This window comes from Embleya sp. L77, from assembly GCF_055557415.1.
This window is the reverse complement of sequence record NZ_CM145709.1, coordinates 1,368,744-1,395,023: the sequence shown is the minus strand read 5'-3', so window position 1 is coordinate 1,395,023 and position 26,280 is coordinate 1,368,744. Positions and strand designations below refer to the sequence as shown.

21 protein-coding genes are annotated in these 26,280 nt (G+C 69.7%); 11 read left to right on the top strand and 10 right to left on the bottom strand.

Annotation, left to right across the window (positions count from 1 at the left end; all coding sequences use genetic code 11):
- Positions 1 to 2 precede the first annotated feature (2 nt).
- A complete protein-coding gene (locus ACZOOI_RS05615) occupies positions 3 to 356 on the bottom strand; it encodes an avidin-fold protein (protein WP_465279711.1) in 354 nt (117 codons plus the stop codon).
- A 247-nt stretch (positions 357 to 603) separates the two neighbouring features.
- The gene (locus ACZOOI_RS05610) at positions 604 to 1,197 is read right to left on the bottom strand and encodes a hypothetical protein (RefSeq protein ID WP_465279710.1); all 594 of its coding nucleotides are present in this window, start codon (positions 1,195 to 1,197) and stop codon (positions 604 to 606) included.
- A 91-nt stretch (positions 1,198 to 1,288) separates the two neighbouring features.
- Here ACZOOI_RS05610 and ACZOOI_RS05605 point away from each other — a divergent pair, with 91 nt between their 5' ends.
- Complete coding sequence (locus tag ACZOOI_RS05605; protein ID WP_465279709.1) at positions 1,289 to 1,807, top strand: GNAT family N-acetyltransferase; 519 nt, start codon at positions 1,289 to 1,291, stop codon at positions 1,805 to 1,807.
- Positions 1,808 to 2,284: 477 nt separating this feature from the next.
- Positions 2,285 to 2,575, top strand: coding sequence for a peptidoglycan-binding domain-containing protein (locus ACZOOI_RS05600; protein ID WP_465279708.1), 291 nt, complete (start codon positions 2,285 to 2,287; stop codon positions 2,573 to 2,575).
- Positions 2,576 to 2,647: 72 nt separating this feature from the next.
- Here the strand turns inward: ACZOOI_RS05600 and ACZOOI_RS05595 are convergent, their stop codons facing one another.
- The gene (locus tag ACZOOI_RS05595) at positions 2,648 to 3,001 is read right to left on the bottom strand and encodes a LysM peptidoglycan-binding domain-containing protein (protein ID WP_465279707.1); all 354 of its coding nucleotides are present in this window, start codon (positions 2,999 to 3,001) and stop codon (positions 2,648 to 2,650) included.
- A gap of 528 nt (positions 3,002 to 3,529) precedes the next feature.
- Between ACZOOI_RS05595 and ACZOOI_RS05590 the strand changes: the two genes are divergently transcribed.
- The 4 genes from ACZOOI_RS05590 to ACZOOI_RS05575 all read left to right on the top strand — a co-directional run bounded on the left by ACZOOI_RS05590 (position 3,530) and on the right by ACZOOI_RS05575 (position 8,164).
- Entirely contained in the window at positions 3,530 to 4,636 is a 1,107-nt protein-coding gene (locus tag ACZOOI_RS05590) for an alcohol dehydrogenase catalytic domain-containing protein (protein WP_465279706.1), read from the top strand.
- A 104-nt stretch (positions 4,637 to 4,740) separates the two neighbouring features.
- A complete protein-coding gene (locus tag ACZOOI_RS05585) occupies positions 4,741 to 5,778 on the top strand; it encodes a cyclase family protein (RefSeq protein ID WP_465279705.1) in 1,038 nt (345 codons plus the stop codon).
- Positions 5,779 to 6,157: 379 nt separating this feature from the next.
- Entirely contained in the window at positions 6,158 to 6,637 is a 480-nt protein-coding gene (locus tag ACZOOI_RS05580) for a MarR family winged helix-turn-helix transcriptional regulator (protein WP_020555350.1), read from the top strand.
- 606 nt (positions 6,638 to 7,243) lie between these two features.
- Complete coding sequence (locus tag ACZOOI_RS05575; RefSeq protein WP_465279704.1) at positions 7,244 to 8,164, top strand: class I SAM-dependent methyltransferase; 921 nt, start codon at positions 7,244 to 7,246, stop codon at positions 8,162 to 8,164.
- Between the two features lie 150 nt (positions 8,165 to 8,314).
- Here ACZOOI_RS05575 and ACZOOI_RS05570 read toward each other — a convergent pair whose 3' ends face one another.
- From ACZOOI_RS05570 to ACZOOI_RS05550, 5 genes are all read right to left on the bottom strand, one after another.
- On the bottom strand, positions 8,315 to 8,521 hold the full coding sequence (locus ACZOOI_RS05570; protein WP_465279703.1) for a hypothetical protein: 207 nt from the start codon (positions 8,519 to 8,521) through the stop codon (positions 8,315 to 8,317).
- A 193-nt stretch (positions 8,522 to 8,714) separates the two neighbouring features.
- Positions 8,715 to 10,025 (bottom strand): VanZ family protein, encoded by a 1,311-nt coding sequence (locus ACZOOI_RS05565; RefSeq protein WP_465279702.1) that lies wholly within the window; start codon positions 10,023 to 10,025, stop codon positions 8,715 to 8,717.
- 82 nt (positions 10,026 to 10,107) lie between these two features.
- Complete coding sequence (locus ACZOOI_RS05560; RefSeq protein WP_465279701.1) at positions 10,108 to 10,554, bottom strand: hypothetical protein; 447 nt, start codon at positions 10,552 to 10,554, stop codon at positions 10,108 to 10,110.
- A gap of 782 nt (positions 10,555 to 11,336) precedes the next feature.
- The gene (locus ACZOOI_RS05555; RefSeq protein ID WP_465279700.1) at positions 11,337 to 11,798 is read right to left on the bottom strand and encodes a GNAT family N-acetyltransferase; all 462 of its coding nucleotides are present in this window, start codon (positions 11,796 to 11,798) and stop codon (positions 11,337 to 11,339) included.
- Between the two features lie 373 nt (positions 11,799 to 12,171).
- A complete protein-coding gene (locus ACZOOI_RS05550) occupies positions 12,172 to 12,987 on the bottom strand; it encodes a coniferyl-alcohol dehydrogenase (protein WP_465279699.1) in 816 nt (271 codons plus the stop codon).
- 229 nt (positions 12,988 to 13,216) lie between these two features.
- Between ACZOOI_RS05550 and ACZOOI_RS05545 the strand changes: the two genes are divergently transcribed.
- From ACZOOI_RS05545 to ACZOOI_RS05535, 3 genes are all read left to right on the top strand, one after another.
- Positions 13,217 to 14,104 carry an enoyl-CoA hydratase/isomerase family protein gene (locus ACZOOI_RS05545; protein WP_465279698.1) on the top strand — a complete coding sequence of 296 codons (888 nt, stop codon included), beginning with the start codon at positions 13,217 to 13,219 and terminating at the stop codon, positions 14,102 to 14,104.
- Positions 14,101 to 15,126, top strand: a complete 1,026-nt coding sequence (locus tag ACZOOI_RS05540) for a TIGR03617 family F420-dependent LLM class oxidoreductase (RefSeq protein WP_465279697.1) — start codon at positions 14,101 to 14,103, stop codon at positions 15,124 to 15,126. Before ACZOOI_RS05545 ends, ACZOOI_RS05540 begins: the two co-directional genes overlap by 4 nt.
- 3,716 nt (positions 15,127 to 18,842) lie before the next feature.
- Complete coding sequence (locus ACZOOI_RS05535; RefSeq protein ID WP_465279696.1) at positions 18,843 to 20,513, top strand: MFS transporter; 1,671 nt, start codon at positions 18,843 to 18,845, stop codon at positions 20,511 to 20,513.
- Between the two features lie 238 nt (positions 20,514 to 20,751).
- Here the strand turns inward: ACZOOI_RS05535 and cysC are convergent, their stop codons facing one another.
- On the bottom strand, positions 20,752 to 21,342 hold the full coding sequence (cysC, locus tag ACZOOI_RS05530) for an adenylyl-sulfate kinase (RefSeq protein WP_465279695.1): 591 nt from the start codon (positions 21,340 to 21,342) through the stop codon (positions 20,752 to 20,754).
- A gap of 352 nt (positions 21,343 to 21,694) precedes the next feature.
- Here cysC and ACZOOI_RS05525 point away from each other — a divergent pair, with 352 nt between their 5' ends.
- Positions 21,695 to 23,038 (top strand): sulfotransferase family protein, encoded by a 1,344-nt coding sequence (locus ACZOOI_RS05525; protein WP_465279694.1) that lies wholly within the window; start codon positions 21,695 to 21,697, stop codon positions 23,036 to 23,038.
- Between the two features lies 1 nt (position 23,039).
- A complete protein-coding gene (locus tag ACZOOI_RS05520; protein ID WP_465279693.1) occupies positions 23,040 to 24,323 on the top strand; it encodes a DUF1214 domain-containing protein in 1,284 nt (427 codons plus the stop codon).
- A 328-nt stretch (positions 24,324 to 24,651) separates the two neighbouring features.
- On the opposite strand, the gene ACZOOI_RS05515 is transcribed toward ACZOOI_RS05520, so the two are convergent.
- Positions 24,652 to 26,118 (bottom strand): MDR family MFS transporter, encoded by a 1,467-nt coding sequence (locus ACZOOI_RS05515; RefSeq protein WP_465279692.1) that lies wholly within the window; start codon positions 26,116 to 26,118, stop codon positions 24,652 to 24,654.
- Positions 26,119 to 26,280 lie beyond the last annotated feature (162 nt).

Sequence of the window (26,280 nt, the reverse complement as noted above, 5' to 3'; positions counted from 1 at the left end):
TGTCAGGTCCGCATGCCGAGGACCTGCTCCACGGCGCTGGTACCGCTGCCCTCCCGAGACTCCCACTCCCACGTCTCCTCCAGCCGGATCCGACCGTCCGGCAACACCACGACGGCACTGACACAGTGCCCGGACGCGGTGGCGCCGGACCGGTTGAGCTGCGTGTAGCGGAAGTCCAGAGTGTCCCCGTCCCGGGTGCCGATCAGGTGGCCGCGCACGATGTCGCCGCCGCTGTACTCGGCCCAGACCACTCCGTCGGCCTCGTGGTACGTGAAGAACGTGGACGCGTCCACCTCACCGTGCTCGGGACGATCGAGCGGGGCGAAACCGAGTCCGTCCAGGGAAGGTGCGGGCATGGTGTTCCTCCTGGGTCGCTTCGGGCGATGGAACGGGAGCGCCCTCGGCGCACCCGCGCGCCCAAGTCTGCTCCAGAGCCCCCGAGTTCCGACGCGCGGATCCTCGGGCACACGGACGCACCGGCACGGACGCGCGGAACGCGCCGCCGCCTGGACGCGAGTTGCGTAGGCGCCGGCCGCCCCGATCGGCGCCGCAGGGCGCGACTGCCGGTCGCGCGCCGAGGCCGGCCCACGCGGCCGGGCCGGCCTACGCGTCGGGCAGGCCCTGCCAGCGCCATTTGCCGACCCGGCGCGGGTGGCCCGGGAGTTCGGTACGGCCGGTACACCACAGCAGGGTGGGCCACGGGGCGAAGCCGGTGGGGGCGTCCGGGAACATCCGGGCCAGCACCCGGCCGCAGATCCGCGAGTCGGGCTCGTAGGCCAGATCGAGGCCGGCCGCCAGATCGTGCATGTGGGCCATCACCTCGACCATGCCCATGCCCGCGAAGCCGTCCGGATCGGAGATGCCGTACGGGTGGTATGCCCGGGTCGAATCCGGCCGGGTGGCCACCATGGTCGCCAGCAGAGTGCCGCCGGCGCGGACGGCGTGCAACATCGTGCTCGGCGTCGCGTCGTCGTCGGCCTGGATGTCCACCGGGACGTAGTCGTCCATCCGGCCGGACGCGACCTGGCCGGCATACGCGTACAGGTCGCCGACCACGTGTACGAGCGTGTACCAACAGTCCCACTCCAGTCCGCCTGCCCGGCGGGACCAGTCCCGTTCGCCCTCGGTGGCCTCGGCCAATACCGCGACGGCGCGTACGACCGTCGATTCCACGTCCTGTGCTGCCTGTGTTCCCATCCGGGGATATATACCGGGGTGGGTGCGAGGGCGCATGTGCATTTGCGTCAGGATGGGGGTTCTGCCGGCCACCGCGTCCCCGGAGAGCGCCATGACCACCGCCGCCGCCCCCACCGCCTTGACCATCGTGCCGATGCGCGCCGAGCACGCCGACCGGGTGCTCGCGATCTATCAACTCGGCATCGACACCGGGGACGCCACGTTCCAGGAGCGCGCGCCGGAGTGGGCGGAATTCGACGCGGGCAAACTGCCGGACCACCGTTTCGTCGCGCTCGACCGGAGCACCGAGACGGTACTCGGCTGGGTGGCCGCGAGCGAGACGTCCAAGCGCGCGGTCTACCGCGGCGTGGTGGAGACCTCGATCTACGTCCACCCCGACGCGGCGGGCCGGGGAGTGGGCCGTGCCCTGCTCGCCGCCCAGATCGACTCCACCGAGGCGGCCGGCGTATGGACCATCCAGGCCGGCATCTTCCCGGAGAACACCGGCAGCCTGGCCCTGCACACGGCCCTGGGGTTTCGCACCATCGGCACACGCGAAAGAGTCGGCCGCCACCACGGCCGGTGGCGCGACGTAACCCTCCTGGAACGCCGCAGCCCGATGATCGACTGATCCGGGGACCGACTGATCCGGCGATCGACTGATCCGACGGCGCGACGGCGGATCGTCCTCGACTCGGTCGCGGCATCGGGCGCCGAGCGCGGCACCGGACCTTGCGGGGCCGTCGGACCTCTCCGCGACGCTTCGCCGTATCGATCCGGGTGACACGGTCCTCGGTTCGTCCCACGATCGGCGCAGCCCGCGGCATGCGGGTGCATGCGTCGCCGGTGGGTGCCGGCCCCGAGATTCCCGCCGAATCGCCCGATCACCTCCCTCGCGGTTACTCCTTCGAGGGGGCCGATGACATGCGGTTCGTAGTGCCTTGTGTTCCGCTGGGACGGGCGCGAGCGATCACGGCCGAACCGAGCGCGTCGAACCCGACGCGCGATGCCCGTGGTCGCGCCGAGCGAGCCGAAATCGCGCGGCGGCCGAGCGACGGAAGCGCGCCCCGAAGGCTGAAACCGCGCCCCGAAGACGGAAACCACGCCAGTGAAAAAGCCGACCATGCCCGGCGAGATCAATCAGCCCTGCAATTACAGCGTCCAGAGGCCCACGATCAAGCGTGGTTCTACGGGAGACGCGGTCAAGCAGGAGCAGTGCTACCTCAACCACTCGTTGACCGGGGACAAACTCGCGGAGGACGGAGTGTTCGGGCCGGTGACCGAGGCCGCGACGCGCCGGTTCCAGTCGTGCGCCGATATCACTGTCGACGGCATCTGCGGCCCGCAGACCTGGTCGTTCCTGACTTTCTGGGCCAACTCGTCGGACGTCGTCTGCTGAACCCCCGCACGCGGGTCGAACGGATCGGGGGTGAACGGCGGTTGGGATCCCAACCGCCGTTCACCCGTGTTCTCAGGCCTGTGCCGGTGCCGACTTGGCGACGATCAGCCGCTGTCCGACGTCGATCCGGTCCGGGTTCGGGATGCCGTTCAACTGGACGAGGCGCTCGATCGTCGTCCCGTACTTGCGGGCGATGGCCGTGAGCGTGTCGCCGGACTTCACCGTGTAGAAGGTGTCGTGGGGTGTGGGGGACTCGTTGACGATGAGCCTTTGACCGACGTCGATCCGGTCCGGGTTCGGGATGCCGTTCAACTGGACGAGGCGCTCGATCGTCGTCCCGAACATGCCCGCGATGGCCGTGAGCGTGTTACCGGACTGGACCGTGTAATGGGTGACATGCACCGTTTTTGTCGACATGTCGGCCAAGGTATCCCGGCTGTCCTCTCGTTGCGCGGAGGCGCGTCCGTCCGTGTCGTTCTCATTGCGCCGTGTCGGTGACGGGTCGGGGGAGCACGCCGGCATGTGGACGCTGTGAATCATCGGCTCCGTCCGGGACCGGGCAACCGGGCACTGCGACATCCGGCGCCCCGCCACCTGGACGCTCCGCCGCCCGGCCACTCGGCCGCCCGGACGTCGCGAGACCCCGTCCCCGGCGCCCCGACATCCGAGAGACTCCGATACTCGGACGGGTTGCCGGCGCGGTTCTCCCGGGGCGCGATCGTGCAGGATCGTGCAGGCGGTTTCGGCCGTGCGGCCGTGTCGCCCGGCGTGGTTCCGCAGCCGACGGTCCGTCAGATCCTGGGTCCGGTATGCCTTGACCTCTTCGGCGCGCGGTGAATAATCGACATCGTTGTAGTGATCAAGGATGTGGAAGTTCGGCTTGGGGTGGGCCGGTCCGATGCGCGGCGAACACACCTCGCGGCGGGCCGTCCGCCCGGAACGAGGAGACGGTACATGCGCGCGATCCTGCACACCGCCACGGGCGCCGAGATCCGGGACGATGTCACCGTCCGTGACCCGGAGGCCGGTGAAGTCCTGGTGCGGATCGTCGCGACCGGGGTCTGTCACAGCGATGTCAGCGTGCTGGAGGGCGTCATCGAGTGGCCGACGCCGTCCGTGCTCGGGCACGAGGGCGCCGGCATCGTGGAGAAGGTCGGCGCGGGAGTCGGTTCGGTGGCGCCCGGCGACCACGTGGTGATCACCACGATCGCCGCGTGCGGGATGTGTCGGCACTGCCAGACCGGACACCCCAACCGCTGTCGGCAGACGCTGGGCAACCGGGGCACGCCGTTCGCGATCGGCGACGAGCCGGTGTGGAACTTCGCCGGCGCGTCCACCTTCGCCGAGCTGACCCTGGTCAAGGAAATCCAGTGCGTGACCATCCCCAAGGACGTGCCGCTGACCTCCGCGTGCCTGGTCCCGTGCGGCGTGGTCACCGGCGCGGGTGCGGTGCTCAACCGGGCGAACGTACTGCCCGGCCAGACCGCGGCCGTGATCGGCCTCGGCGGGGTCGGCCTGTCCGCCGTCCAGGCGCTCCGGCTCAAGGGCGCAGGCCGCGTGGTGGGCGTCGACACCGTGCCCGGCAAGTTCGAGTTGGCCGGCAAGTTCGGCGCGACCGACTTCGTCAAGTCCGGGAAGGGCGTGGACGTCGCGGACGAGATCCGCACCCTCTTCCCGTTCAGCGACGAGGTCAAGGTCGGCGTGTTCGGCGCGGGCGGCGTGGACTGGATCTTCGAGTGCACCGGCATCCCGGCCGTGTTGGAGAACGCCATGGAGGCGCTGGACTGGGGCGGCACGCTGATCGCCGTCGGCCAGCCCGCGCAGACCGCGACCGCCAACATCCGGATCGCCAACCTGCTCCAGTGCGACCGAGGCATCCTGGGCACACGCGCCGGCGGCGTGCGTCCGCACGAGGACATCCGGGCGATCGTCGAGCTGTACCGACAGGGCAAGTTCGACCTGGACGCGCTGGTTTCCAAGGTCTACCCGGTCGACGGCTTCCACGACGTGCTCGACGACATGCACAACGGACGGATCGCGCGCGGCGTCATCGCGTTCTGAGGCCCGCCCGGACCGGACCGCCCGGCCGGATCGCCGATCCGCCCGGCCCGCCCGCCGGACGCGGATCGCCGATCCGCCCGGCCGCCCGAGAGGACCGCCCGAGCATGACGGACGACACCCGATCCGACACGGACGCAACCGCGCCCGGGTCCGAATCATCGCTTGGAACCGGATCCGAAACCCCGCCCGGGGTCGGGCCCTCGCTCGGGTCCGAACCCGCGCCCGGAGACGACCCTCCGCCCGCCGCCGGCAACTGGGGGCGCTGGGGTGCCGAGGACGAACGCGGGGCGCTCAATCTGATCGAGCCCGCCGGCGTCCGGGCCGCCGCCTACGAGATCCGGACCGGGCGGTCGTACTCGCTCGCCCTGCCCATCGTGCGCGGCAACCAGCCCGCCTTCGACTTCCGAGGCACACCGCAGCGGCTGACGCTGGTGAGCCAGACCGACGCGATGTACGAGGGGTTCGAGGGCGGCGACGACGTCGGCTCGAACGAGGACGTGCTGATCATCCCGTCGCACAACCTCACGCACATGGACGCGCTGTGCCACGTGCAGGCCAAGGGGCGTTTCTACAACGGCTTCCCGGCCGACAGCTTCCGCTCGCACACCGGCGCCGGCCGTTGCGGGATCGACAAGCTCGGCGCGTTCGCGACCCGGGCGGTGCTGCTCGACCTGCCGCGGCACTTCGACACGCCGTACCTGGAGGGCGGATACAAGATCACCGGCGCCGATCTGGCCGGGTGCGCCGAGCGGCAGGGGGTCGAGGTCCGCTCCGGCGATGCGCTGCTGGTGCGCACCGGTTACCTGGACGAGTACCGGGCCACGGTCGCCTCGGGCCGCGAACCCTCGTTCGCCCAACCCGGTCTCTCGCTCGACGCGGTGGAGTACGTTCGGGCCTGCGACATCAGCGTCGTAGGCGCGGACAACAGCGCGATCGAGTGCATTCCGTTCGATGATCGGTTTCTGTCGGTACACATCGCGTTGCTCGTCGAATCCGGTGTTCCGCTCCTCGAACACCTGTGGTTGACCGACCTTGCCGAGGCCATGGCGGAAGCGGGCGCCTATTCGTGTCTGTTGTGTGTCGCCCCGCTTCCGGTCACGGGCGCAACGGGTAGCCCCATCAATCCGGTTGCCATTGTCTGATCGTCTGACGACTGACATAGTCCATGGGCAGGTCGTCTCGGTCTCGTTTCCTCCGTCGGGACCGAGGCGACCGCTTAGGCCGGACGCATAACCGGGCCACTCGGCCGGGCCGCATAGCGGCCGTAACCGGGCCGCTCGCCCGCTCGCCGCGGATATCAATCAAGTCTGATCACACCCGATCGCGAGGGTGTCGCGTGTACCGCTGTGTACCGCAGACCTCGCCGTGCGCTGATCTCGCCGGATCCGAAGCCCCGTTCGTCGCCCATCCACCAATGCGACCTTTGGTCGCGAGGTGCGCCGGGTTCGGAATCCGATCCGAGTTATGCACGTTATCGCACGGTATTAAATTGACGCAGTCAAGGACTGCTATCATGGTCGGGTGAACTCCACCGAAAACGTCGAAGCGATCCAGCGGGCGCTGGAGGCCCTGCTTCGGCGCCACGCCAGCCGCCGAGTGTACGCGGGCCAGGCCGCCGCGGCGGGCGCGACCATCTCGCAGCCCGCCTATGTGCTGCTGCGCCGCATCGAGAAGCAAGGCCCGCTCCCGATGGGGGAGTTGGCGCGCATGACGAACATGGACCCGGGCGCCACCGCACGCCAGGTGGGCCAACTGGAGCGGGAGGGCTACGTACGGCGCTCGCCCAGCCCGGACGACGGGCGGGTCAGCCTCGTCTCGCTCACGCCGCGCGGCGACTCGGTCCGACGCCGGCTCAACGACGTCATGGATCGACGGATGAGCGAGATGCTCGACCGCTGGAGCGACACGGACCGCGAGACGTTCGCCACGCTGTTGCAACGCTTCGTCGAGGAGATGGCCCAGGGCGAGATCCCCGCGGCCGTCGAAGACCCCGCCGTGTGAGTACGGCCGGGGTCGCCTGACTATTCGTCATATTCCAAATTGCCAGGGCTTCTTGTCGGAGACACTCGACACGAAGCCCTGGCTATTTGCCGGTCGGCGCAAATTACCGCATGGAACGCCTGCACGGTCACCGATTTGTCGGCGTCCCGTCGGCCTCCTATCCGCGTATCGCGTATCCGACCTCTGCCACGTCGAGCCGGGGAAGTCGAGGATCGGACCGCCTGTTCGACGTTGTTTCCGCAGCTCGACTTCACATTGGCAACCCCGACGCGGCCGACTCTGCGGTGGACTGAGGCCGGCCCGGTCGGTCGGTCCTACGTTGTTGTACGGGTTGACCAAGGCCAGTCGTAAGGTCTGGAGACCCAGAGACACCGGGTATGGCTTTCAGTCGGTTGCACTCGATGGTTCCCGCCACCTGGCCGCCCGGTGTCTCACGACGACTCGGCCGCTGATCGGGAGCTGCGGGCACCCTGCGGTGCATCGCTGAGTAGGACCACGCCGGCGAGGCCGTTCGGGGGGACGACACCGACCGACGGCTGAGATCAACAGGTGCTCCGGCTGAACGGGCAGGTACGGCGCGATGAACTCCCGCTCCACATAGGTCGGTTGCTCTCGCCTTACGACAAGACGATCTACCGGACCGGGACCGCGCCTTATCGGCGCTTGCTCGAATCGGCCTGCCACACTGCGGACATGAACGGAAACTCTCCCGACGACGGGCTCGGCAACCGGGCCCTTTGGGATGCCCGTGCCCGGATGCATGGCACGACTCCCAACGACATGCTCTACGACGTCGATTCGTTTCTGGCGGGCCGGCAGACGCTCTATGGGATCGAGCTGGAACTGGCCGGTGATGTGACCGGACAGGACGTGCTGCATCTGCAATGCCACTTCGGCATGGACACACTCAATTGGGCTCGTCTGGGTGCCAGGGTCACCGGTGTCGATTTCTCGTCGACGGCGATCGTCCGGGCACGCGAGCTGGCCGAGCTCGCCGGGCTGACCGCCGATTTCGTCGAGGCGGACACGCAGAACCTACCGTCCGACCTGGCGGGCAGGTTCGATCTGGTGATCGCCACCTACGGAGTGCTGTGCTGGATCGGGGACCTTGGCGCGTGGATGCGTGGTGCGGCGACGGCACTGCGGCCGGGTGGAAGGCTGGTGCTGGTCGACCTGCATCCCGCCTACCAGACCCTGGCCACCTACGAGCCGCTCGTGGCCGACTGGCCCTACGGCGGAGGAGAGCCCCAGCGTGAGGTCGTATCGGACACATATGCGGACCCGGACCTGCCGATGACCGCACAGGAGGTGGTCCAGTACCCGCACTCGGTGGGCGAGATCGTGACAGCGGCCGCTGGATCGGGATTGATCGTCGACCGGCTCGTCGAGCACACCGAGGCCGAAATCCCCGGACGTCGCATCCTGCCTCAAGGACCCGACGGCACTTGTCGGTTCCCGTTCGGTGACACCTACCTCCCGATCCTCTACTCGCTCCGAGCGAGATCATCCCGAGCGGCCACTGCGTAGCCTTCCGCGACGTGGTGCCCCGCCCGCGCCGGCTGGAGGTCGAGCACACGGGCTCGGTGACGCCGATCGGTTGGTTGACATGCACAAGCGCGGACTGGAGCAGGTGCAGGGCGAGCATCGAGGTCTCGGCGTGTTACTTGTCCGGGCCGGTCAGGGCGCCGTCCTGCCGTAGTGGAGCACGGTGTTGGCGCTGTTCCAGTTCTTCACGACTTGGAGCCCGCCGTGGATCTCGCGACGCAGGCCGGGGGGACCGGGGGGTACATCTTGATCGCCCGCTCCCACCGACTCCACCGCGGGCCGAGGGAACTCCTCGATGAACTCCGGGAATCGGGCTTCGATCTCGAAGAACTTCAACATCAGGCACAAGCCGAGCCTCGTCGGCCCGGTCAAACCCGTATCCGGTATCGGCTATCCCCTCTCCGATGCCCAGGTTCACGATCGCAGCGCTGATACAGCCCTACGTGCCGCCGTCGACGGCATCCACATCCGCGAAGCACAGACCGTATTCATCGCCGATTGGGGCGGCGCGACTCGCTGTCGATGTATAGGACTACTGGAGGACTTCGCCGGTTTCGGCATCGAGCATGCCGATCGCGATCGGATTGGGGTGGGTGGCGTCGGTGAGCGGGAAGCGCCAAGCGGGCCGCCATTGGCCGCGGTGTTCGACGGCGAGTAGGACGCCGGCCTGTGGGGTCAGGTCGGGGTGGGCTCGCTGCATCGCCTGGCGGGCGGCCGATTCGTCACGGATGCGGGCCGGGGGCAGCACGGGGTCGGGGATGTTGCGGGCGCTGATCGTGGCTACGTCGCCTCGTGCATCCAAGACAATGTCCAGGCGTTTGGGCATCAGGACGCCGTCGACGACGGAGGTCCACCCGACGTGCTGGTCGCCCCACTCCCCGCTCGGGTCCATCCGATGGTGTGCGCCGCCGGCCCAGGGGAAGTGTTCGCGCATGAAGGCGATTGCGTTAGCCTCGATCCTCGGGGCGGGCAGGCGTTCCGCGGCGGGGACCTGGGTGACGGGCCGGTTGTCCGACAGTTGACTCAACTCGCCGCTAGGCCACTGGATTTCCAGAGACTTGCCCGGTGTCGAGACGGCCAGGATCGGCGGCATGCCGTTCGCGCTCTTGATGTATTGGATTCGCTGGATGTCGGTGTCGGCTCCGAGGAAGGAACGGGTGACGCGCTCGGCGACGGCCCGCTGCTTGCCGTCGGCCTCGAACGCGCCGTCCACCCCATATGGGAGACGCTCGATCCACCCGGCCCACACGATTGCCAGGACGACGAAGCCGGCGATCGTGCCGTACAGGGGAGCGGGCGGGGCCAGGGCGCGTGCGAACCCCGTTTCCGTCCCCGCACCGTGCCGTGCCTGCGGGGGTTCGTCCTTCGGCCGGAATCGGTTGATCCCGAACGCCAGGACGGCGCCGACCATCGCTCCCGCGGAGTTGGCGACGACGTCGTCCGAGTCGCAGGCCCGACCCAAGCCCACCAGGGCCTGCGCGACTTCGGTGGCCGTCGACAGCAGTATCGGCGTGGCCACAGCCAGGAAGGTGTTCCGGAACAGCAGGCCGGCGAACAGGGCGACGGGTACGAACATCACCAGGTTCATCAACCACTGCTGCGTGCCGACCGCGAGGAACATGTCGCTGTTGACGACGCAGCCCCGGCTGCCCCCCGATATCGCGCCTTCGGGATGCAGCGTGGCCGCCAGTTCGACGGCAAGGCTGCCGGCGAACAGGGCGCCGAGGGTCCCGGCGCGCCCGCAGCGTCGGGCGACGACCGCGCCTGCGGGTACCAGAACGGCGATCGCCAGGATCAGAGCCGTCCACAGGGACGTGTTGTCACGAAATATCGCCGTGAGCAAAGGAATCTCGCAAGTGCAGGGGCCGACAGGTCGAGACGAGCGTGCGTGGCCGGGAGTCCGTCCCGGCCACGCGTGGATCAGATCAGCACAGGCTCATCGGCGGGATGCGGTAGGTGCCGTTGCCCTCGGCCTCCATGAAGCCCACCACGGTGTCGCACCCGTAGCGCCAGTAGTCCCATGTATAGCTGGTGGATCCCTTGCCCTGCCATTCCCAGTTGCCCCAGTGGTTCCCGCCGCCGTGGGCGTGCCCGAAACGGCGATTCACGGCCGAGCCCCCGGTCTTGTTGTAGCCGACCTGGACCTGGGCGCCCCATTCGCCGGCCTCGAAGTTGACGAACGTCGAGCACAATTTGCCGTTGGTGAGCGATGTGCACCAGGGATAGGACTTGACACCGACATCACCCGAGGAGGACGACTCGGCGGTCGGCTTCTGCGACGTACCGCCCTCTGCGGCCATGGCCGGAGAGGCGACGGAGAGTGAACCGGCGGCTATGAGGCCGGCGATAGCGAGCTTGGCAATTCTGGACATGCGGGGATCCTCGACTGTCGAAGCATGAAGCCGACCGGTTGGTTGCCTTTGGAATCTACAACTCCTTGCATCCGCCCGACAGCAAGGAGTCAAATGATGTCATGTAACGCTTGTTACCCGTGACACGTGTCAATGCGCTACGGACTCACTCCGCTGAGTCATGACATGCGGAAGAAAGCCCAGATCGTTCCGACACTCGAGCTCGGGAGTTTCGGTCAGCGTTGCCGCCGAGGCCGCTGCCAGGGCGGCTTGCGTCCACCGGCCTGGGATGACCGGGCCATGCCCCGGACGAACATGCCCTGCCGGTCGGGACGTTCCACGCGACCGGCGCCGTCTCGGCAGACACGTGGCCTGCTTCGGGCCGCACATTCAGCGGCTCCACCAAGATCCACTGCAAAGGGCCTACCGGCCGGACGGGCGCGGCACTTGGTGAACCTCATTCTCCCATCTGAGCCAGAGGACGGTATGGCCCGGGGGCTGAATGGTCACACAGCGACCGAGCGGGAACTCGTCGATGCGTGGCACCTCCCCATCCCGAAGAACCGTGCCCGAAGCTCGATGCCGCGTTCGGCACAAGCGGTCTCAGCGTGGGCCACCTCGTTGTCCCGGGAGTCTCGTGGGCTGCCCTCACGGCGGCCCTGGCCGTCTGACGAACGCCGATGCCCCGTCGCCCAATTCGGTGGGTGGCGGGGCATCTCGTGTACCGCGCGTACGCCCGGTGCCGCTTTCTTCACCGGCCCGGTTGATGAGTTGCAAACGCATCCGTGTAGGCGACGCTTCGGTCACTGCGCCGGCATCTGCGGTCGGTGGAGGTAGAACAGCTCGGGGTCGCCCTCGTCGAGGCCGTGGAGAAGGCCGACCGGACTCCATCCGGCCTTTTGGAGCAGTCGCTGCATCGGCTGGTTGGAGACGTTGGTCGACGTGAAGAGCTTGGGAGTCGTACACGAGGCGGCCGCGGCGTCCAGCAGCCGACGACCGACTCCTTTGCCGCGGGCCGATGGGGCCACCATCAGCATCGTGACGAAGCCCTGTTCGAAGAAGGTGTGCTCGACCACGCAATAACCGAGCAGGCCGGACGCGTCCTCCGCTACGACCGCCAGGCCCTCCCGGCACCACTTTCGGATGCTCGCCTGTCGCCCGATGTCGCCTTCGATCGCAACCGTGTCGATCCCGATCAGCGCATCCGACTCCGACTCGCTCGCGCGGCGCACACCGAACCCGCCGAGATCCACTGCATCGTCCATGAGCCCATGCTGTCAGCTCCGCACCGGAAGCTCGTCCTGCACCTGCTCCCGGCCCTTTCTCGCAGACCAGGGGACGTCGGGGATCTCGCCGGTTCGCAGCGCAAGGACTCGGACAGCCGTACGGCCCGCGCAGCGGACAGCCCTTACGGTGCCGATCGCGTCGAAACCGCGTTGGCCCCGTCGCCCCGCGGGGGTGCGGGGGCCGCCACGCGCAGGACCGGGTGTGGCCAACCTCGTTGCCCCGCGGCCTCCTGGACGGCTCTCGCGGTGGCACCGACTCTTGACCAGTGGCACCGACTCTTGACGAACGCCGGTGCCCCGCCGCCTGGTTCGGTGTTCGGCGGGGCACCGCGCGTCGGGTGTCGCCTGCCGGTTATGCGAGGCCGGAGAAGTCGAGGTTGCCGACGGTGAGGCCGGCGTTGAAGCCGCCGTCCAGGTTGATGTTGACGCCGTTGACGAAGCCGGAGGCGTCCGAGCCCAGGAACGCGAGTGCGAGGGCGACATCGCGGCCGGTGGCGAGTCGGCCGTTGCCCTGGGAGATGTTCCAGTCGATCACCTTGTCGGAGATCGTCTTGCGGAAGTCCGGCAGCAGCGGGGTGTCGATCGGCGACGGGCACACGCTGTTGATTCGCAGGCCCTTCGCGGAGGCCGTGCGGGCGTAGTGCATCGTGTAAACCTGGACGAGTTCCTTGCTGTAGCTGTAGGCGTCACTGCCGAGTTCGTTGCTTGCGAGCCATTCCTGCGCGGCGTCCCAGTCCTCGATCGCGATCAGTTGCTTGATCGCCTCCAGGTGGGCCGGCCACGAAATGCCCGCGATCGAGGCGGTGTTCACGATTGCCGCGCCCTCGGGCAGGGCGTCCTTGGCCACGAGTGACTCGGTCAACCGGCGCAGCGAAAGGTAGTTGATCGCGAACACGGCGGGTGCGGGCAGGGTGCCGGCCACGCCCGCGTTGTTGAACAGGGCGTGCACCGGGCCCTCGATCGCGGCGACGGCGGCGTCCACGGACGCGGGGTCGGACAGGTCGGTCCGGATGAACGTCTGCGCCGAACCGGTCGGCTCGTTGACGTCGAGCACGGTGATGTGCTCGGCACCCTGCTCGGCCAACACCTCGACCAGGGCCGCCCCCACACCCGAGAAGCCCCCCGTGACGACAACGCGCTTACCCTCGAACCCGAACGGGTTGGTCATGGTGGAGTCCCCTCGTGACAGTGTTTGACCAGACCCTAGGGATCGCTCCTTGATCTGGTCAACAATCTGCTGCGTCGCCGGGTCGCTGCGTCGTTGCGTCGCCACCTCGGCGGCCGTGCCGCCACCGCCGTGTGGGATCCGGGTGGGTGGTCGAAGACACCGTCGGGCCCGGTCGTCCGCCCGGGAAGTTTCACTTGACCATGTCAAGGAATCGGCCTACCGTCCCAGAGTGATCCGATTCGCCATCCGTGACGGCGTCGCCGTCGTCACGCTCGATCGACCCGACCTGCTCAATGTGTTCTCCGGAGGGATGGGCATCGCGTTGGGGGACGCCTACGCGCGCTGCGATGCGGACGATGCCGTGCGGGCGGTGGTGCTGACCGGTGCGGGGCGGGCGTTTTGCGCGGGCGCCGACATGTCGCCGGCGGCGGACACCTTTGCGGGGCCGGGGGCGAAGCCGGGAGCGGGGGCGGGTCCGGAGTCCAGGACCGGGCCGCGCCCGGGACCCGGTGCGCGGGCCTTCAGCGCATCGCCGGTGCAGCCGCCTGCCTGGGCGGTGCGCAAGCCGGTGATCGCGGCGATCAACGGGCACGCGATCGGCATCGGGTTCACCCTGGCGATGCAGTGCGACATCCGGATCGTGGCCGAGGACGCCAAGTTGGCGATTCCGCAGGTTCGGCGCGGGATGGTGCCCGATGCCCAGTCGCACTGGACGGTGCCGACCGCCACGTCGCGGGCGGTGGCCGCCGACATCCTGCTGACCGGGCGTACGTTCCGCGGGAGCGAGGCGCTCGCGCTGGGGCTCGCGTCGCGTGCGCTGCCCGCGGCCGAGGTGCTGCCGGCTGCGATGGAGATCGCCCAGGACATCGCCACCAACGTGCACCCGGTGTCGGCCGCGCTGACCAAGCGCCTGTTGTGGGCGGACGCCGGCCCGGAAGAGGTGGAACGGCTGGAAACCGCGTACCACCGCATCCTGATGGGCACCGACGACGCGCGCGAGGGCCCGCGCGCCTGGTCGGAACGGCGCGCGCCGCGCTGGAGCGGCACGGTCACCGGCGCGTGGGACCGTGTACGCGAAGCGGAATCCGCGGAATCCTCTGTACAGGAGAACAAGTGACGCCCCCTCAGCTCGATGTCATGGCAGCCGGCCTCACCCTGCGCGGCATGCAACGCGCCGCAGCCGCCACCGAGCGGGCCGGCTTCGACGGGCTATGGCTCACCGAAGGTGGCCGCACCGCGTACACCGCCGCGACCGCCGCGGCGCTGGCGACCGAGAGCCTCACCGTCGGCACCGGCATCGCGGTCGCGTTCGCGCGCAGCCCGATGGTCACCGCGTCGGCGGCCTGGGAACTGTCCGAGGCCACCGGCGGCCGATTCGTCCTGGGCCTCGGTACCCAGGTGCGACCGCACATCGAGCGGCGCTACTCGGCCGAGTTCGACCGACCGGGGCCGCGGTTGCGCGAGTACGTCGGCGCGCTGCGGGCGATCTGGGCGGCCTTCCGAGGCGAGGAACGACTGCGCTTCAAGGGCGACTTCTATCAATTCACGCTGATGACACCGGAGTGGACGCCGGGCGGCTCGATCGCCGACCCGCCGATCTACCTGGCCGGGGTCAACCCGTGGATGTTGCGGATGATCGGTGAGGTGGCCGACGGCCTGCACATCCACCCGCTGCACAGCGTGCGCTACATCCGGGAGGTGGTCCGTCCCCAACTCGCCGCCGGCGGCGCGGCCGACGACTTCGCGCTGGTCTGCCCGGTGATGACCGCGACCGGCGACACCGAAGAGGAGATCGAGGCCGAACGCGCCAAACTCCGCATGCGGCTGGCCTTCTACGGCTCGACGCCCGGCTACGCCAAGGTCTTCGAGACGCACGGCTGGGACGACCTCCAGCCCCGCCTGCACCGCCTCTTCGGCGCCAAGGACCGCGCCGGCATGGCCGCCGCGATCGACGACGAGGTGCTGGACACCCTGACGGTAAGCGCCCCATGGGACGGCCTGGCGGAGGCCCTGATGAGCCGATACCGCGGAGTCGCCACGCGCGTCGTCGCCTACTCGGCGGTGAGCACATGGCGCGAGGACACCGAGTCGGTCGAACGCTGGACGGAGGTCGCCTCGGCTTTCCACGATTTGGGGTGAGGGTTGGGGGAGGGCGCGGGGTGCGGACTGCGGGGTGCTGGGCGGGGGCCGGGGGCGAGTTGGGGACTTCGGCTGGGGGAGGAGTCGGGAACTCTGCGGCTGCGCCTGGAGGTTGGCGGGGCTGTGGGATCGGGGCCGGGCTTGGGCTGGGATCGGGGTTTCCGCTTGGGCCGGGATCGAAGCTGGGTCCGGGGTTTCGGCTTGGGCCGGGATCGGGGCTGGGTCCGGGGCCGGCCCTCGGGTCGCAGGCTGCCGGGGTACGAGGTGCGGGATGCCGCCCCGGGTGGGTGGGTTGTTAGCGGTGCGTGGTGCGCGTTGCGTCTTGGTCGGGTCGGGCGCGGGTGGCTTTGTGCTCACCGGTCGGCGTGGTCCGGCGGAGATCGGCCCGGTCCCACGGTCACCGGCGATCAGGAGCCCTGGGCTCCCCGGCGAGACGCGGGTGTCACCTGCGGAGAAAAGCGCTGGCAACGGCGGAGCGGGAGGGCGGCCCGGCAAGGTTCGCCGGGGGACCTTCCCGAGTGGGCCGGGTGTTCTCGGCCGGCGGTCGCGCTTGGGTGGGCAGCGGGTGGCTTTGTGCTAACCGGTCGGCGTGGTCTGGTGGAGATCGGCCCGGTCCCGGGGTCACCGGCGGTCAGGAGCCTTGGGTTTCCCGGCGAGATGTGGGTGTCGCCTGCGGAGAAAAGCGCTGGCAACGGCGGAGCGGGAGGACGACCCGGCAAGGTTCGCCGGGGAACCTTCCCGAGTGGGCCGCGCGTTCGCGGCCGGCGGTCGGGTCTTGGTAGGCAGCGGGTGGCTTTGTGCTCACCGGTCGGCGTGGTCTGGTGGAGATCGGCCCGGTCCCGGGGTCACCGGCGGTCAGGAGCCTTGGTTTCCCGGCGAGATGTGGGTGTTGCCTGCGGAGAAAAGCGCTGGCAACGGCGCGGAAGGGTGGGCGGCCCAGTCAGGTCCGCCGGGGGGCCTTCCCGGGTGGGCCGGGTGTTCTCGGCCGGCGGTCGCGCTTCGGTGGGCAGCGGGTGGCTTTGTGCTCACCGGTCGGCGTGGCCTGGTGGAGATCGGCCCGGTCCCACGGTCACCGGCGGTCAGGAGCCCTGGGCTCCCCGGCGAGACACGGGCGTTGCTCGTCGGAAAGGCGCTGGCAACGGCGAACGGGTGGGCACTGCCGTCAGGTCCGCCGGGGAACCTTCCCGAGTGGGCCGGGTGTTTTCGGCGTGCGGTGGATGTTCAATGGCCGGGGCCAAGTGGGGCCGCGAGTGGGCGGTTTCGGTTGCCGAAGTGCACAACCCGGCCCGCGACAGGCACACACGCGGCCCGGCTCTTGTAAAACCGCAGGTCGGCGGGAATCCTATGCGCCGAAAGCCGTTCCGCGATCCGGATCGAGACCCCCAACCCCACGCCGGCCCCTCTGCCCGGCCCGCCGGGAGACCTCCCCGAGCGGGTCGTGCCGTTTCGGCGGGCGTTTCGGGTCGGGTCGGCCGAGAGGAAACCCCCCGGCGGGTCTCGCGGGGCTCGATCCGGATCCCGAGACGCATTCGAGCCCAAGACTGTCCGCTGACCTGCGGTTTAGCGGGAACGACCGGCGAAACCGCGTGCCGAGGGCGGGGTTTCGCACTCCGGCGACCGAAACCGCCCACTCTCCACCCCACTTCCCCCCCCGCTCGCCACCGAACGCCCGCCGCCCGCCGGAAACACCCGGCCCACTCGGGAAGGTTCCCCGGCGAGCCTTGCCGGGCCGTCCTCCCGCTCCGCCGTTGCCAGCGCTTTTCTCCGCAGGCGACACCCACATCTCGCCGGGAAACCCAAGGCTCCTGACCGCCGGTGACCCCGGGACCGGGCCGATCTCCACCAGACCACGCCGACCGGTTAGCACAAAGCCACCCGCGCCCGACCCGACCAAGTCGCGACCGCTGGCCGAGAGCGCCCGGCCCACTCGGGAAGGCTCACCGGCGGACCTGACGAAAGCACCCACCCGCTCCGCCGTTGCCAGCGCCTTTTCCGCAGGCGACACCCGCGTCTCGCCGGGGAGCCCAGGGCTCCTGACCGCCGGTGACCGTGGGACCGGGCCGATCTCCACCAGGCCACGCCGACCGGTGAGCACAAAGCCACCCGCTGCCCACCAAGACCCGACCGCCGGCCGAGAACACCCGGCCCACCCGGGAAGGCCCCCCGGCGGACCTGACTGGGCCGCCCACCCTTCCGCGCCGTTGCCAGCGCCTTTCTCCGCAGGCGACGGCCGTGTCTCGCCGGGGGACCCAGGGCTCCTGACCGCCGGTGACCGTGGGACCGGGCCGATCTCCGCCGGTCCACGCCGACCGGTTAGCACAAAGCCACCCGCTGCCTACCAAGACCCGACCGCCGGCCGCGAACGCCCGGCCCACTCGGGAAGGCTCCCCGGCGAACCTGACCGGGGCGCCCACCCCTCCGCGCCGTTGCCAGCGCTTTTCTCCGCAGGCGACACCCACATCTCGCCGGGAAACCCAAGGCTCCTGACCGCCGGTGACCCCGGGACCGGGCCGATCTCCACCAGACCACGCCGACCGGTTAGCACAAAGCCACCCGCGCCCGACCCGACCAAGTCGCGACCGCTGGCCGAGAGCGCCCGGCCCACTCGGGAAGGCTCACCGGCGGACCTGACGAAAGCACCCACCCGCTCCGCCGTTGCCAGCGCCTTTCTCCGCAGGCGACGGCCGTGTCTCGCCGGGGGACCCAGGGCTCCTGACCGCCGGTGACCGTGGGACCGGGCTGATCTCCGCCGGTCCACGCCGACCGGTTAGCACAAAGCCACCCGCTGCCTACCAAGACCCGACCGCCGGCCGAGAACGCGCGACCCACTCGGGAAGGCCCCCCGGCGAACCTTGCCGGGCCGCCCTCCCGCTCCGCCGTTGCCAGCGCCTTTCCGGCAAGCAACGCCCGCGTCTCGCCGGGGGACCCAGGGCTCCTGACCGCCGGTGACCGTGGGACCGGGCCGATCTCCGCCGGACCACGCCGACCGGTTAGCACAAAGCCACCCGCGCCCGACCCGGCCAAGACGCAACGTGCACCGTCGGGCATGGGCTCCGCCGGCAGCCGACCCACCCGGGAAGACGCGTCGCCCCCCAGGCAACCCCGCGAGGCCACGGCCCGGGTCCGGCCCCGGGCCGCCCCGCCACCCTCCGACCGAAGCCGCCCGCGTTCGCCCGTCCCGCCCCCCAACGCGCAGAAGCCACCCATCCTCGCCCGTCCCGCGCCGCCAACGCGCAGCCGAGAAGCCACCCGCACCGCCGCCCCCACCAAAACGCAGCAGCGAAGTTCCCGACCCCCGCCCGACCCCGACCCCGACCCCCGACCCAACCCCACCTCCAAGCCAACCCAACCCAACCCACCCCAACCCAACCCACCCCAACCCAACCCAACCCACCCCAACCCAACCCCCAGCGCACCCCACCCCACCCCAACCGCGACAGTTAGCTGACGGGTCGTCAGGGAATTTTCTTCGCATAACGGGATCAAATGGCCCACGGCTCGGTTGTTGCTCTTCCCCGCACCTCCCCGGCGTGCTAAACACTGTCAACCAGTTCGGCTGGAGTGCACCGATCCGGTTGGCAGCGTCCACGAGATGCGTGCCCGCCCCATCGAGGCCGAGCGGCGCTTTGCCCCCAAAGATTCCGTACAAAACCGGACGTGTCGCAGTGGTGACACGTGTCCGGCGCGCGCCCCTGCACAGAACGGAAAGTACCGGTATGTCTGCGACCGTTGAAGTATCCGCGAAGCCGCCGGAGCCCGAATCCGACCCGTCCTCGGTCGACACCGGTCGACTGGAGGGCGTGTCCAAGGGCCGAGTCCTGGCCGTCCTGGCCGTCGTGGTCATGTTCTCCGAGGTCGTGCCGCTCCAGTACGCGATGATCTCCTCGGCCGTGCCGGAAATCGCCCCGTCGTTCCGGTCCGTCGGCGAGAGCATCACGTGGATGGTGGTGATCCTGGGCCTGGTCGGCGGCGCGGTCAGCCCGCTGATCGGCAAGCTCTCGGATGTCTACGGCAAGAAGCGGCTGCTGCTCGCGACCAGCGTCTCGTTCCTGCTCGGCTCGCTGATCTGCGCGCTCACCAGCTCGTGGCCGCTGTTCCTGCTCGGCCGCGCGCTCCAGGCGGTCGCGTTCGGCATGACCGCCGTCGTGTACGGGCTCATCCGCGACCTGATGCCGCGCAAGTTCATCCCGGTCGCGATTGGCGTCTCGGCCACCGGCCTCGGGCTCTCCGCCGCGCTGGCGCCGGTCGTCGGCGGCGTGCTCACCGAGCACTACTCCTGGCGCTCGCTGTTCTGGTTCCTGGTCGTCTACATGCTCGTGCTGATCCCGCTGCTGGTGGTCGTGGTGCCGGAGTCCAAGCTGCGCGTCCCGCAGAAGGTGGACTACGTCGGCGGCGTCATCCTCGGTGTCGGGCTCGCGCTGATCCTGCTCTACATCAGCCAGGGTCAGGCTTGGGGCTGGGGCAAGCCGTCCGCGTTCGGGTACGCGGTCCTCGGCATCGTGGTGATCGGCCTGTGGGTGTTGTGGGAGAAGCGGGTGGAGAACCCGATCATCGACCTCAAGCTGCTGACCGCCCCGCGGGTGGCGCTCGTGCTCGGGATCGCGTTCCTGGCGAACATGATCATCGGCATTCAGAACTACCTCACCAGTTACATGGGCCTGACCCCGGACAACATCAAGCAGAGCACTCTGGACAAGTACGGCGACGGCGCCGTCCAGGGCGCCAAGGCGATGGGCGCACCCGAGGCGATGTGGGCGGGAATCGCCGACCAGGTCAAGGCGGCCGTCTCGTTCAACGACTCGCTCGACTACGCACTCGGCTTCACCCTGCTCGGACTCGCCCTGCACGTACTGATCTGGCAGTCCATGTCCAGCATGATCGCCGGCCCGCTGGCCGGGCTGTGGGGGCAGCGTCGGGGGCTGCGGATGCCGATGATCGTCGGTGTCGCCACGCTGACCGTCGCGGGCTTCATGTACCTGTTCCTGCACGACTCGTGGCAGCTCATGCTGATCTGCGGCGTGGTCTACGGCATCGGCTTCGGGATGTACTACGCCGCCGCGCCGAACCTGATCATCGAGGCCGTACCGCAGGAGCAGCAGGGCATCTCGTCCAGCATGCTGGTGGTCGCCCAGTCGTTCGGCGCCTCGGTCGGCGTCGCGCTGCTGGCACCGATCTTCACCAACAACCGCCTACGGATCACCGGTCCCTCGCCGACCGGCCAGGGCATGGCCACCGTCGACGCATGCGACCCGCGTGGCTGTACCTACACCACGGACGCCTTCACCACCGGCTTCTGGATCCTGATCGTGTGCGGCGTGCTGGCGCTCGGGATCGCGCTGCTGATGAAGCACGGCCGCAAGCCCGCCACGGGTGGCCTGCTGCACTGAGCGGCCGGCCGCAACCAAGCGGGTCGGCAACCATCGAAGCGGTCGGCCGTTCGTATCGGCCGCTCGGCGCGAGCGACCCGACACAGCGTCAGGGCCCGGATATCCGAGGGGGATACCCGGGCCCTGACGGCACGTCACCTACCGCGCGGACCGCCGACCGACTACCGCCGACCACCTACTGCCGACCGCCGATCTCGGCCGCCAACCCGCCAACCCGCCGACCCCCGCCCCCACCGCCCTACCCCCCGACCACCGTCTCCAGCAGCGCGAGCAGCCGCTCCGCCTGCTGCTCCGGGTCGCCGTCCGCCGGGGTGAGCCGCAACTCCGGCTTCTCCGGGGCTTCGTACGGGGCCGAGATGCCGGTGAAGTCGCCGATCTCGCCGCGCCGGGCCTTGGCGTACAGGCCCTTCGGGTCGCGACGTTCGCACTCCTCGATCGGGGTGTCCACGAACACCTCCAGGAACGGCAGACCGTCCCGGGCGTGCAGGGCGCGGACCCGGTCGCGGTCGGCGCGGTACGGGCTGATCACCGGGACGATCGCGATCACGCCCGCGTCGGCGAACAGCCGGGCCACCTCGCCGACCCGGCGAATGTTCTCGGTGCGATCCTCGGCGCCGAAACCCAGGTCGCCGTTCAGACCGAGCCGGACGTTGTCGCCGTCCAGCCGGTACGCGGTGATCCCGCGCTCGACCAGGAGCCGCTCGGCGATCACCGCGACCGTCGACTTGCCCGAGCCCGACAGACCGGTGAACCAGATCGTCGCTCCGGGCGCCGGACGCTGCTCGCGCGTCACTCCGCCCTCGTGCCAGACCACGTTGCGCTCGCTCACGACTCTCCATCCACATTGCTATCGAGGATTCGTACGGTACGGGGCGCCACGCCGCGCCCCGGATCCGGCCCGCCGCGCGACAACCGGCAGGCGAGCCGCCTCCTCGACCCGACGCCCCGACCCGCCTCCCCGACCCGACACCCGACCCACCGCCCAAGTCGCTGCCCGGCCCACCGCCCTGCCCACTCCTCGCCCGTGCGACGCCCGACGACCTGACCACCCGACGACCCGACGACCCCCGGACAAGTATCTGACGGCCCTTCAGATTTACCTTCACAAAGAGCTAATCTGCGGCGAGGCCACGCCGCCTGGCGTTCGGCCGCGAATCCGAACGTGAGGGAGAGGCCCAGTCATGCCCTGGACACCACCGCAGCGCGCCGCCTGGACCGAGACCCTTGCCGCCGGCGACATCCCGCCGCTCACCGACGACCTCGACCGGCCGTTCGACGCCGACGCACTGCTCGGTGAGGCGCGGGCCAGGACCGGACTGAGCGACCCGGGCCAGGACGACCCGGGCCAGGACGACCCGGGCCAGGACGACCCGGGCCAGGACGACCCGGGCGAGGACGGCCCGGGCCAGGACGGCCTGGGCGAGCAAGACCCGGGCTTCCGCGAGGGCCTGGACCGGCTGCTGTACGCGCTGGAGCACGAGGCCGACCTCGATCGGGTCGGCCGCTGGTGGGCGCACACCTGGGTGGCCCGGCTGCTGGAGGTGCGGCTCCAGATCGCCCGCTACGTACGGGACGACCCCGGCGTGCTCGACGAGCAGATCCACCGGCCGATCTTCGTCACCGGCGGCCCGCGGACCGGTACCTCGATCCTGCACGCGCTGCTGGCTCGGGATCCGGCGAACCGGGTCCCCACCACCTGGGAGTTCCTGCGGCCCGTGCCGCCGCCCGAGCCCGCGACCCGGGACGCCGACCCGCGGATCGGGCTCGCCGAGCGCGAGATCCGGTTCATCACCGCCGCGGTGCCGGCCATGGACGCGATCCACGAGAAGAGCGGCACGTTGCCCAAGGAGTGCATCAGCGCGCACGCGCTCGCGTTCCGATCCGAGGACTTCACCGGGCAGTTCGCGATTCCGTCCTACGCCGCGTGGCTGGCCGAATGCGACATGCGGCCCGCGTACGCCTACCACCGGCTCGTCCTGCAGATCCTCCAGCGCCGTACCCCGGGGCGGAACCGGTGGGTGCTCAAGTCGCCCGCGCACCTGCTCACCCTGGACGCGCTGGTCGACGTCTACCCGGACGCGCGTCTGGCGGTGACCCACCGCGACCCGCTCACCGTGCTCGCGTCGCTGAGCAGCCTGATCGCCACGATCCACCACGCGTACGGCAACGCGTCCGACATTCGCGACGTCGCCCGTACCCAGAGCGATCTGTGGTGCACCGCCTACGACCGGCTCACCGCGTTTCGCGACGCGGGCCGGATCGCCGAGTCGGACTGGCACGATTCGGCCTACGCCGACTTCATGCGCGATCCGATCGCGGTGGTGCGCGAGTTGTACGCCACGTTCGGTCTCGACCTCACCGCCGAGGCGGAGGACGCGATGCGCGCGCACCTGGCCGATCGTCCGCAGGGCAGGCACGGGCGGCACAACTATTCGTTCGACGACCTCGGATTGGACCGGGAGGACGTACGATCTCGGCTGACGGAGTATCAGAAGCGGTTCCTGGTCCCGACGGAAGAGATCTGACGTGCACCCGAGCCTGCGGCACACGAACGACCCGCACCGCAACGACCCCCACCGCACGCACCCGCAGGGCGACGACCCGCGCGACGACGCGCAGCGCAACGACGCATCCGCGCACGAGGTCGTCAACGGCACCGCGTGGCGCGCCTATTGCGAGCGCATGGCCGCGCTGGGCGATCGCATCCTGGAGGCCGACTTCCCCGGTGCGACCGACACCGATCGGGCCGAGGGGATCCGGCACCTGGCCAATCAGGTCGCCTGCTGGCTGACCTACCAACTCGCCGCGACCGATCCGCAGAACCCGGCGTTCTTCACCCACAACGACCTCGCGTACCGCTGGGGCGGGCCGAACGTGGACCAGAACGCGCGCCGTGCGCCGATCTCCGGGGACGGTGTGTACCGGCTCACCGTGACGATGAACGCGTGCGAGAAGTTCGTCCTCCAGGTCAAGCCGGGGGACATGCACTCCGGGCGGACCGACATCGTTGCGGAGACCTCCTCGACCGCGCTGGGTGTCGGGCCCGGCGACACCGTCGAGATCATCCTCAGTGCCGCCGAGCAACCCGGGAACTGGGTCCGCCTGACACCGGACGCCCGGGTCCTGCACGTACGCGACTACTACTTCGACTGGAAGCCGGAACAACCGGCCATGCTGGCCCTGGAACGCCTGGACACCCAGGGCCAACCGGCCGCACGGGTCACCCCGGAGCGGGTCGCGGGGATGCTCGACAGCGCCGCGACGTCGGTGGAGAACTCGATCGAGGTCTGGAACGACTGGGTGCGCACCACCGGCGACCGGCAGCCGGTGAACACGTTCAGCACACCGTCCACGGTGGCCGGCGGGGTCAAGGAGGTCGTGTACGGCTTCGCCCGGGTGCGGCTGACGGATGATCAGGTGCTGATCGTGGAGACCGATCCGCGCGTCTCGGCGCAGTGGGACCTCCAGCTGTACAGCCCCGGCTGGTTCGAGTCGCTCGACTTCGCCAACCGGCAGACCTCGCTCAACCACGTGCAGGCGGAGGCCGATCCGGACGGTCTGATCCGGGTCGTAATCGGCGCCCTGGACCCCGGTGTGCCGAACTGGCTGGACACCGAAGGCCGTACGGAGGTCTTCGCCACACACCGCTGGCTCGACCCCCACGAACAGCCCACCGTCCGCACCCGTGTGGTCCCGCGCGACGAGGTGCGCAACCACCTCGTCCCCGACACCCGCGCCGTCGACGCACCCGAGCGCCGCGAATCGATGCGCCGGCGTTCCGCCCACGTGTCCTGGCGCTTCCGGGCGTGACGGGGCCACCGTCGATACGGCCCTGCCACGTCCGGCAGGGCCGTATACCCGGTCCCACGCGCATCCGCCCACTCGTGGGACGAAACAGCCCTGCGGCGCGCCCCTACGACCTGACTTCCGGACCCGGTGACACCGGGGCGACACCTCTACCGCACGAGCAAGCAGCCGGCATCCGTCACCGCCGGATCGGCGACGGCGGGCTGCGGGAGTACGGGGCCGCCCGAAGGCTCCGTAACCGAGGCACTTCGGACGAGGCCACGGCGCATGTGACCGCGTCGCCGGCAGTGGCCCGGCACGGGCACGGGATGCCCCGCGCCGCCCGGTCGTCTCAGACCGACGCGCCTTCGGTGGCCGGGGACTTGGCCGGGACGACCTCGGTCTTCTTGCGGAGCGTCGAGGCCGCGTCCGTGTCGCGGATGGTCAGGGCGGCGATCGCGCCGAGGACCGCCAGGCCGGCGGCGACCAGGAAGGCCACGTGGTACGCGTGCAGGTTCGGGCTCGGGACGCCGCCGGAGTGGGTCGTCATCGTGCCGATTCCGGCGAGCACGCTCGCCAGGAGCGCGACGCCCAGGGCCGAGCCGAGTTGGCGTTGCACGTTGAAGATGGTCGAGGCGCGGCCGTTGTCGGCCGGCGCGGTCCGCGCGAACGCGGCCGCCTGCATCGGGATCATCACGTGCGCCATCGAGGCGCCGGTGCAGAACATCAGCACCACGATCAGCGCGGGCGCGGTGTCGCCGTCGACCAGGGCCAGCAGCGCCGCGCACGCGCCGATGCCGAGCAGGCCGCCCGCCATCAGCCGGCGCGGTCCGACCACCGGGTACAGGCGCGAGACCCACTGGGTGGCGATCACCACGCCGAACGCCTCCGGGAAGGTGAGCAGACCGGTCTCCAGGGCCGACTTGCCGAACGCCTGCTGCTGCATGAGCGGGAAGACGTACAGCACGCCCAGGAACGCGGCGGAGTTGACCATCGACACCACGTTGGTGCTGACGAACAACCGGTCGCGGAGCAGCCGCAGGTGCAGCATCGGCTCCTTGACCCGCAGCTCGACGAAGATCATCGCGATGCACAGGATCAGGCCGGCGATCCCGGTGGACAGGATGATCGGCGAGCCCCAGCCCTTGGTCGCGCCCTCGCTCAGTGCGTACATCAGCAGCGCGAAGCCGGCCCCGGACAGGACGAACCCGGGCAGGTCGAAGCGACCGGCCTTGGGGTTCTTGTACTCCTCCAGGAAGACCAGGCCGAACACGAACGCGGCCACACCCACCGGCAGGTTGATGTAGAAGACCCAGTGCCAGGACGCCTTGTCCACGAGCAGGCCGCCGAGCACCGGGCCCAGCGCGGGGGCCAGTGCGGTGGGGACCATCAGGATGCGGGACGCGCGCACCCGCTCCTCGGGCGGGAAGACCCGGAACATCATCGCCATGCCGACCGGCGTGAGCATGCCGCCGCCCGCGCCCTGGAGGATCCGGAAGAGCACCAGTTGATCGATGCTCTGCGCCAGTCCGCACAGTGCGGACGCGCCGGTGAACAGGGCCAGTGCGATCAGGAAGATCCGCTTGGTGCCGAAGCGGTCGCCGAGCCAGCCGGACGCGGGGATGAACACCGCGAGGCTGACCAGATAGCCGACCGCGACCGTGGCCAGGCTCGCCTGGGACGCGCCCAGGTCCTTGCCGATCGCGGGGAGCGCGACGTTGATGATGGTGACGTCGAGGATGTTGACGAACATCGCGGCGACGAAGACGGCGCCGACCACGACCTTCTGACTGAGGCGGGACGCGGATATGGGCGGCATACGGCAGACGGCCTTCGTGTTGTCGGGGGAGCGGGGCGGAGCCTGGGACCGAACCGAGTCCGGGATCGGGCGGAGTCCGGCACACCGGGTGGAGCCTGATACTGAGCGAAGCTCACTATATCTTTTTGTACATGTGCAGCCGACAGGTTATTTTTCCCGGCG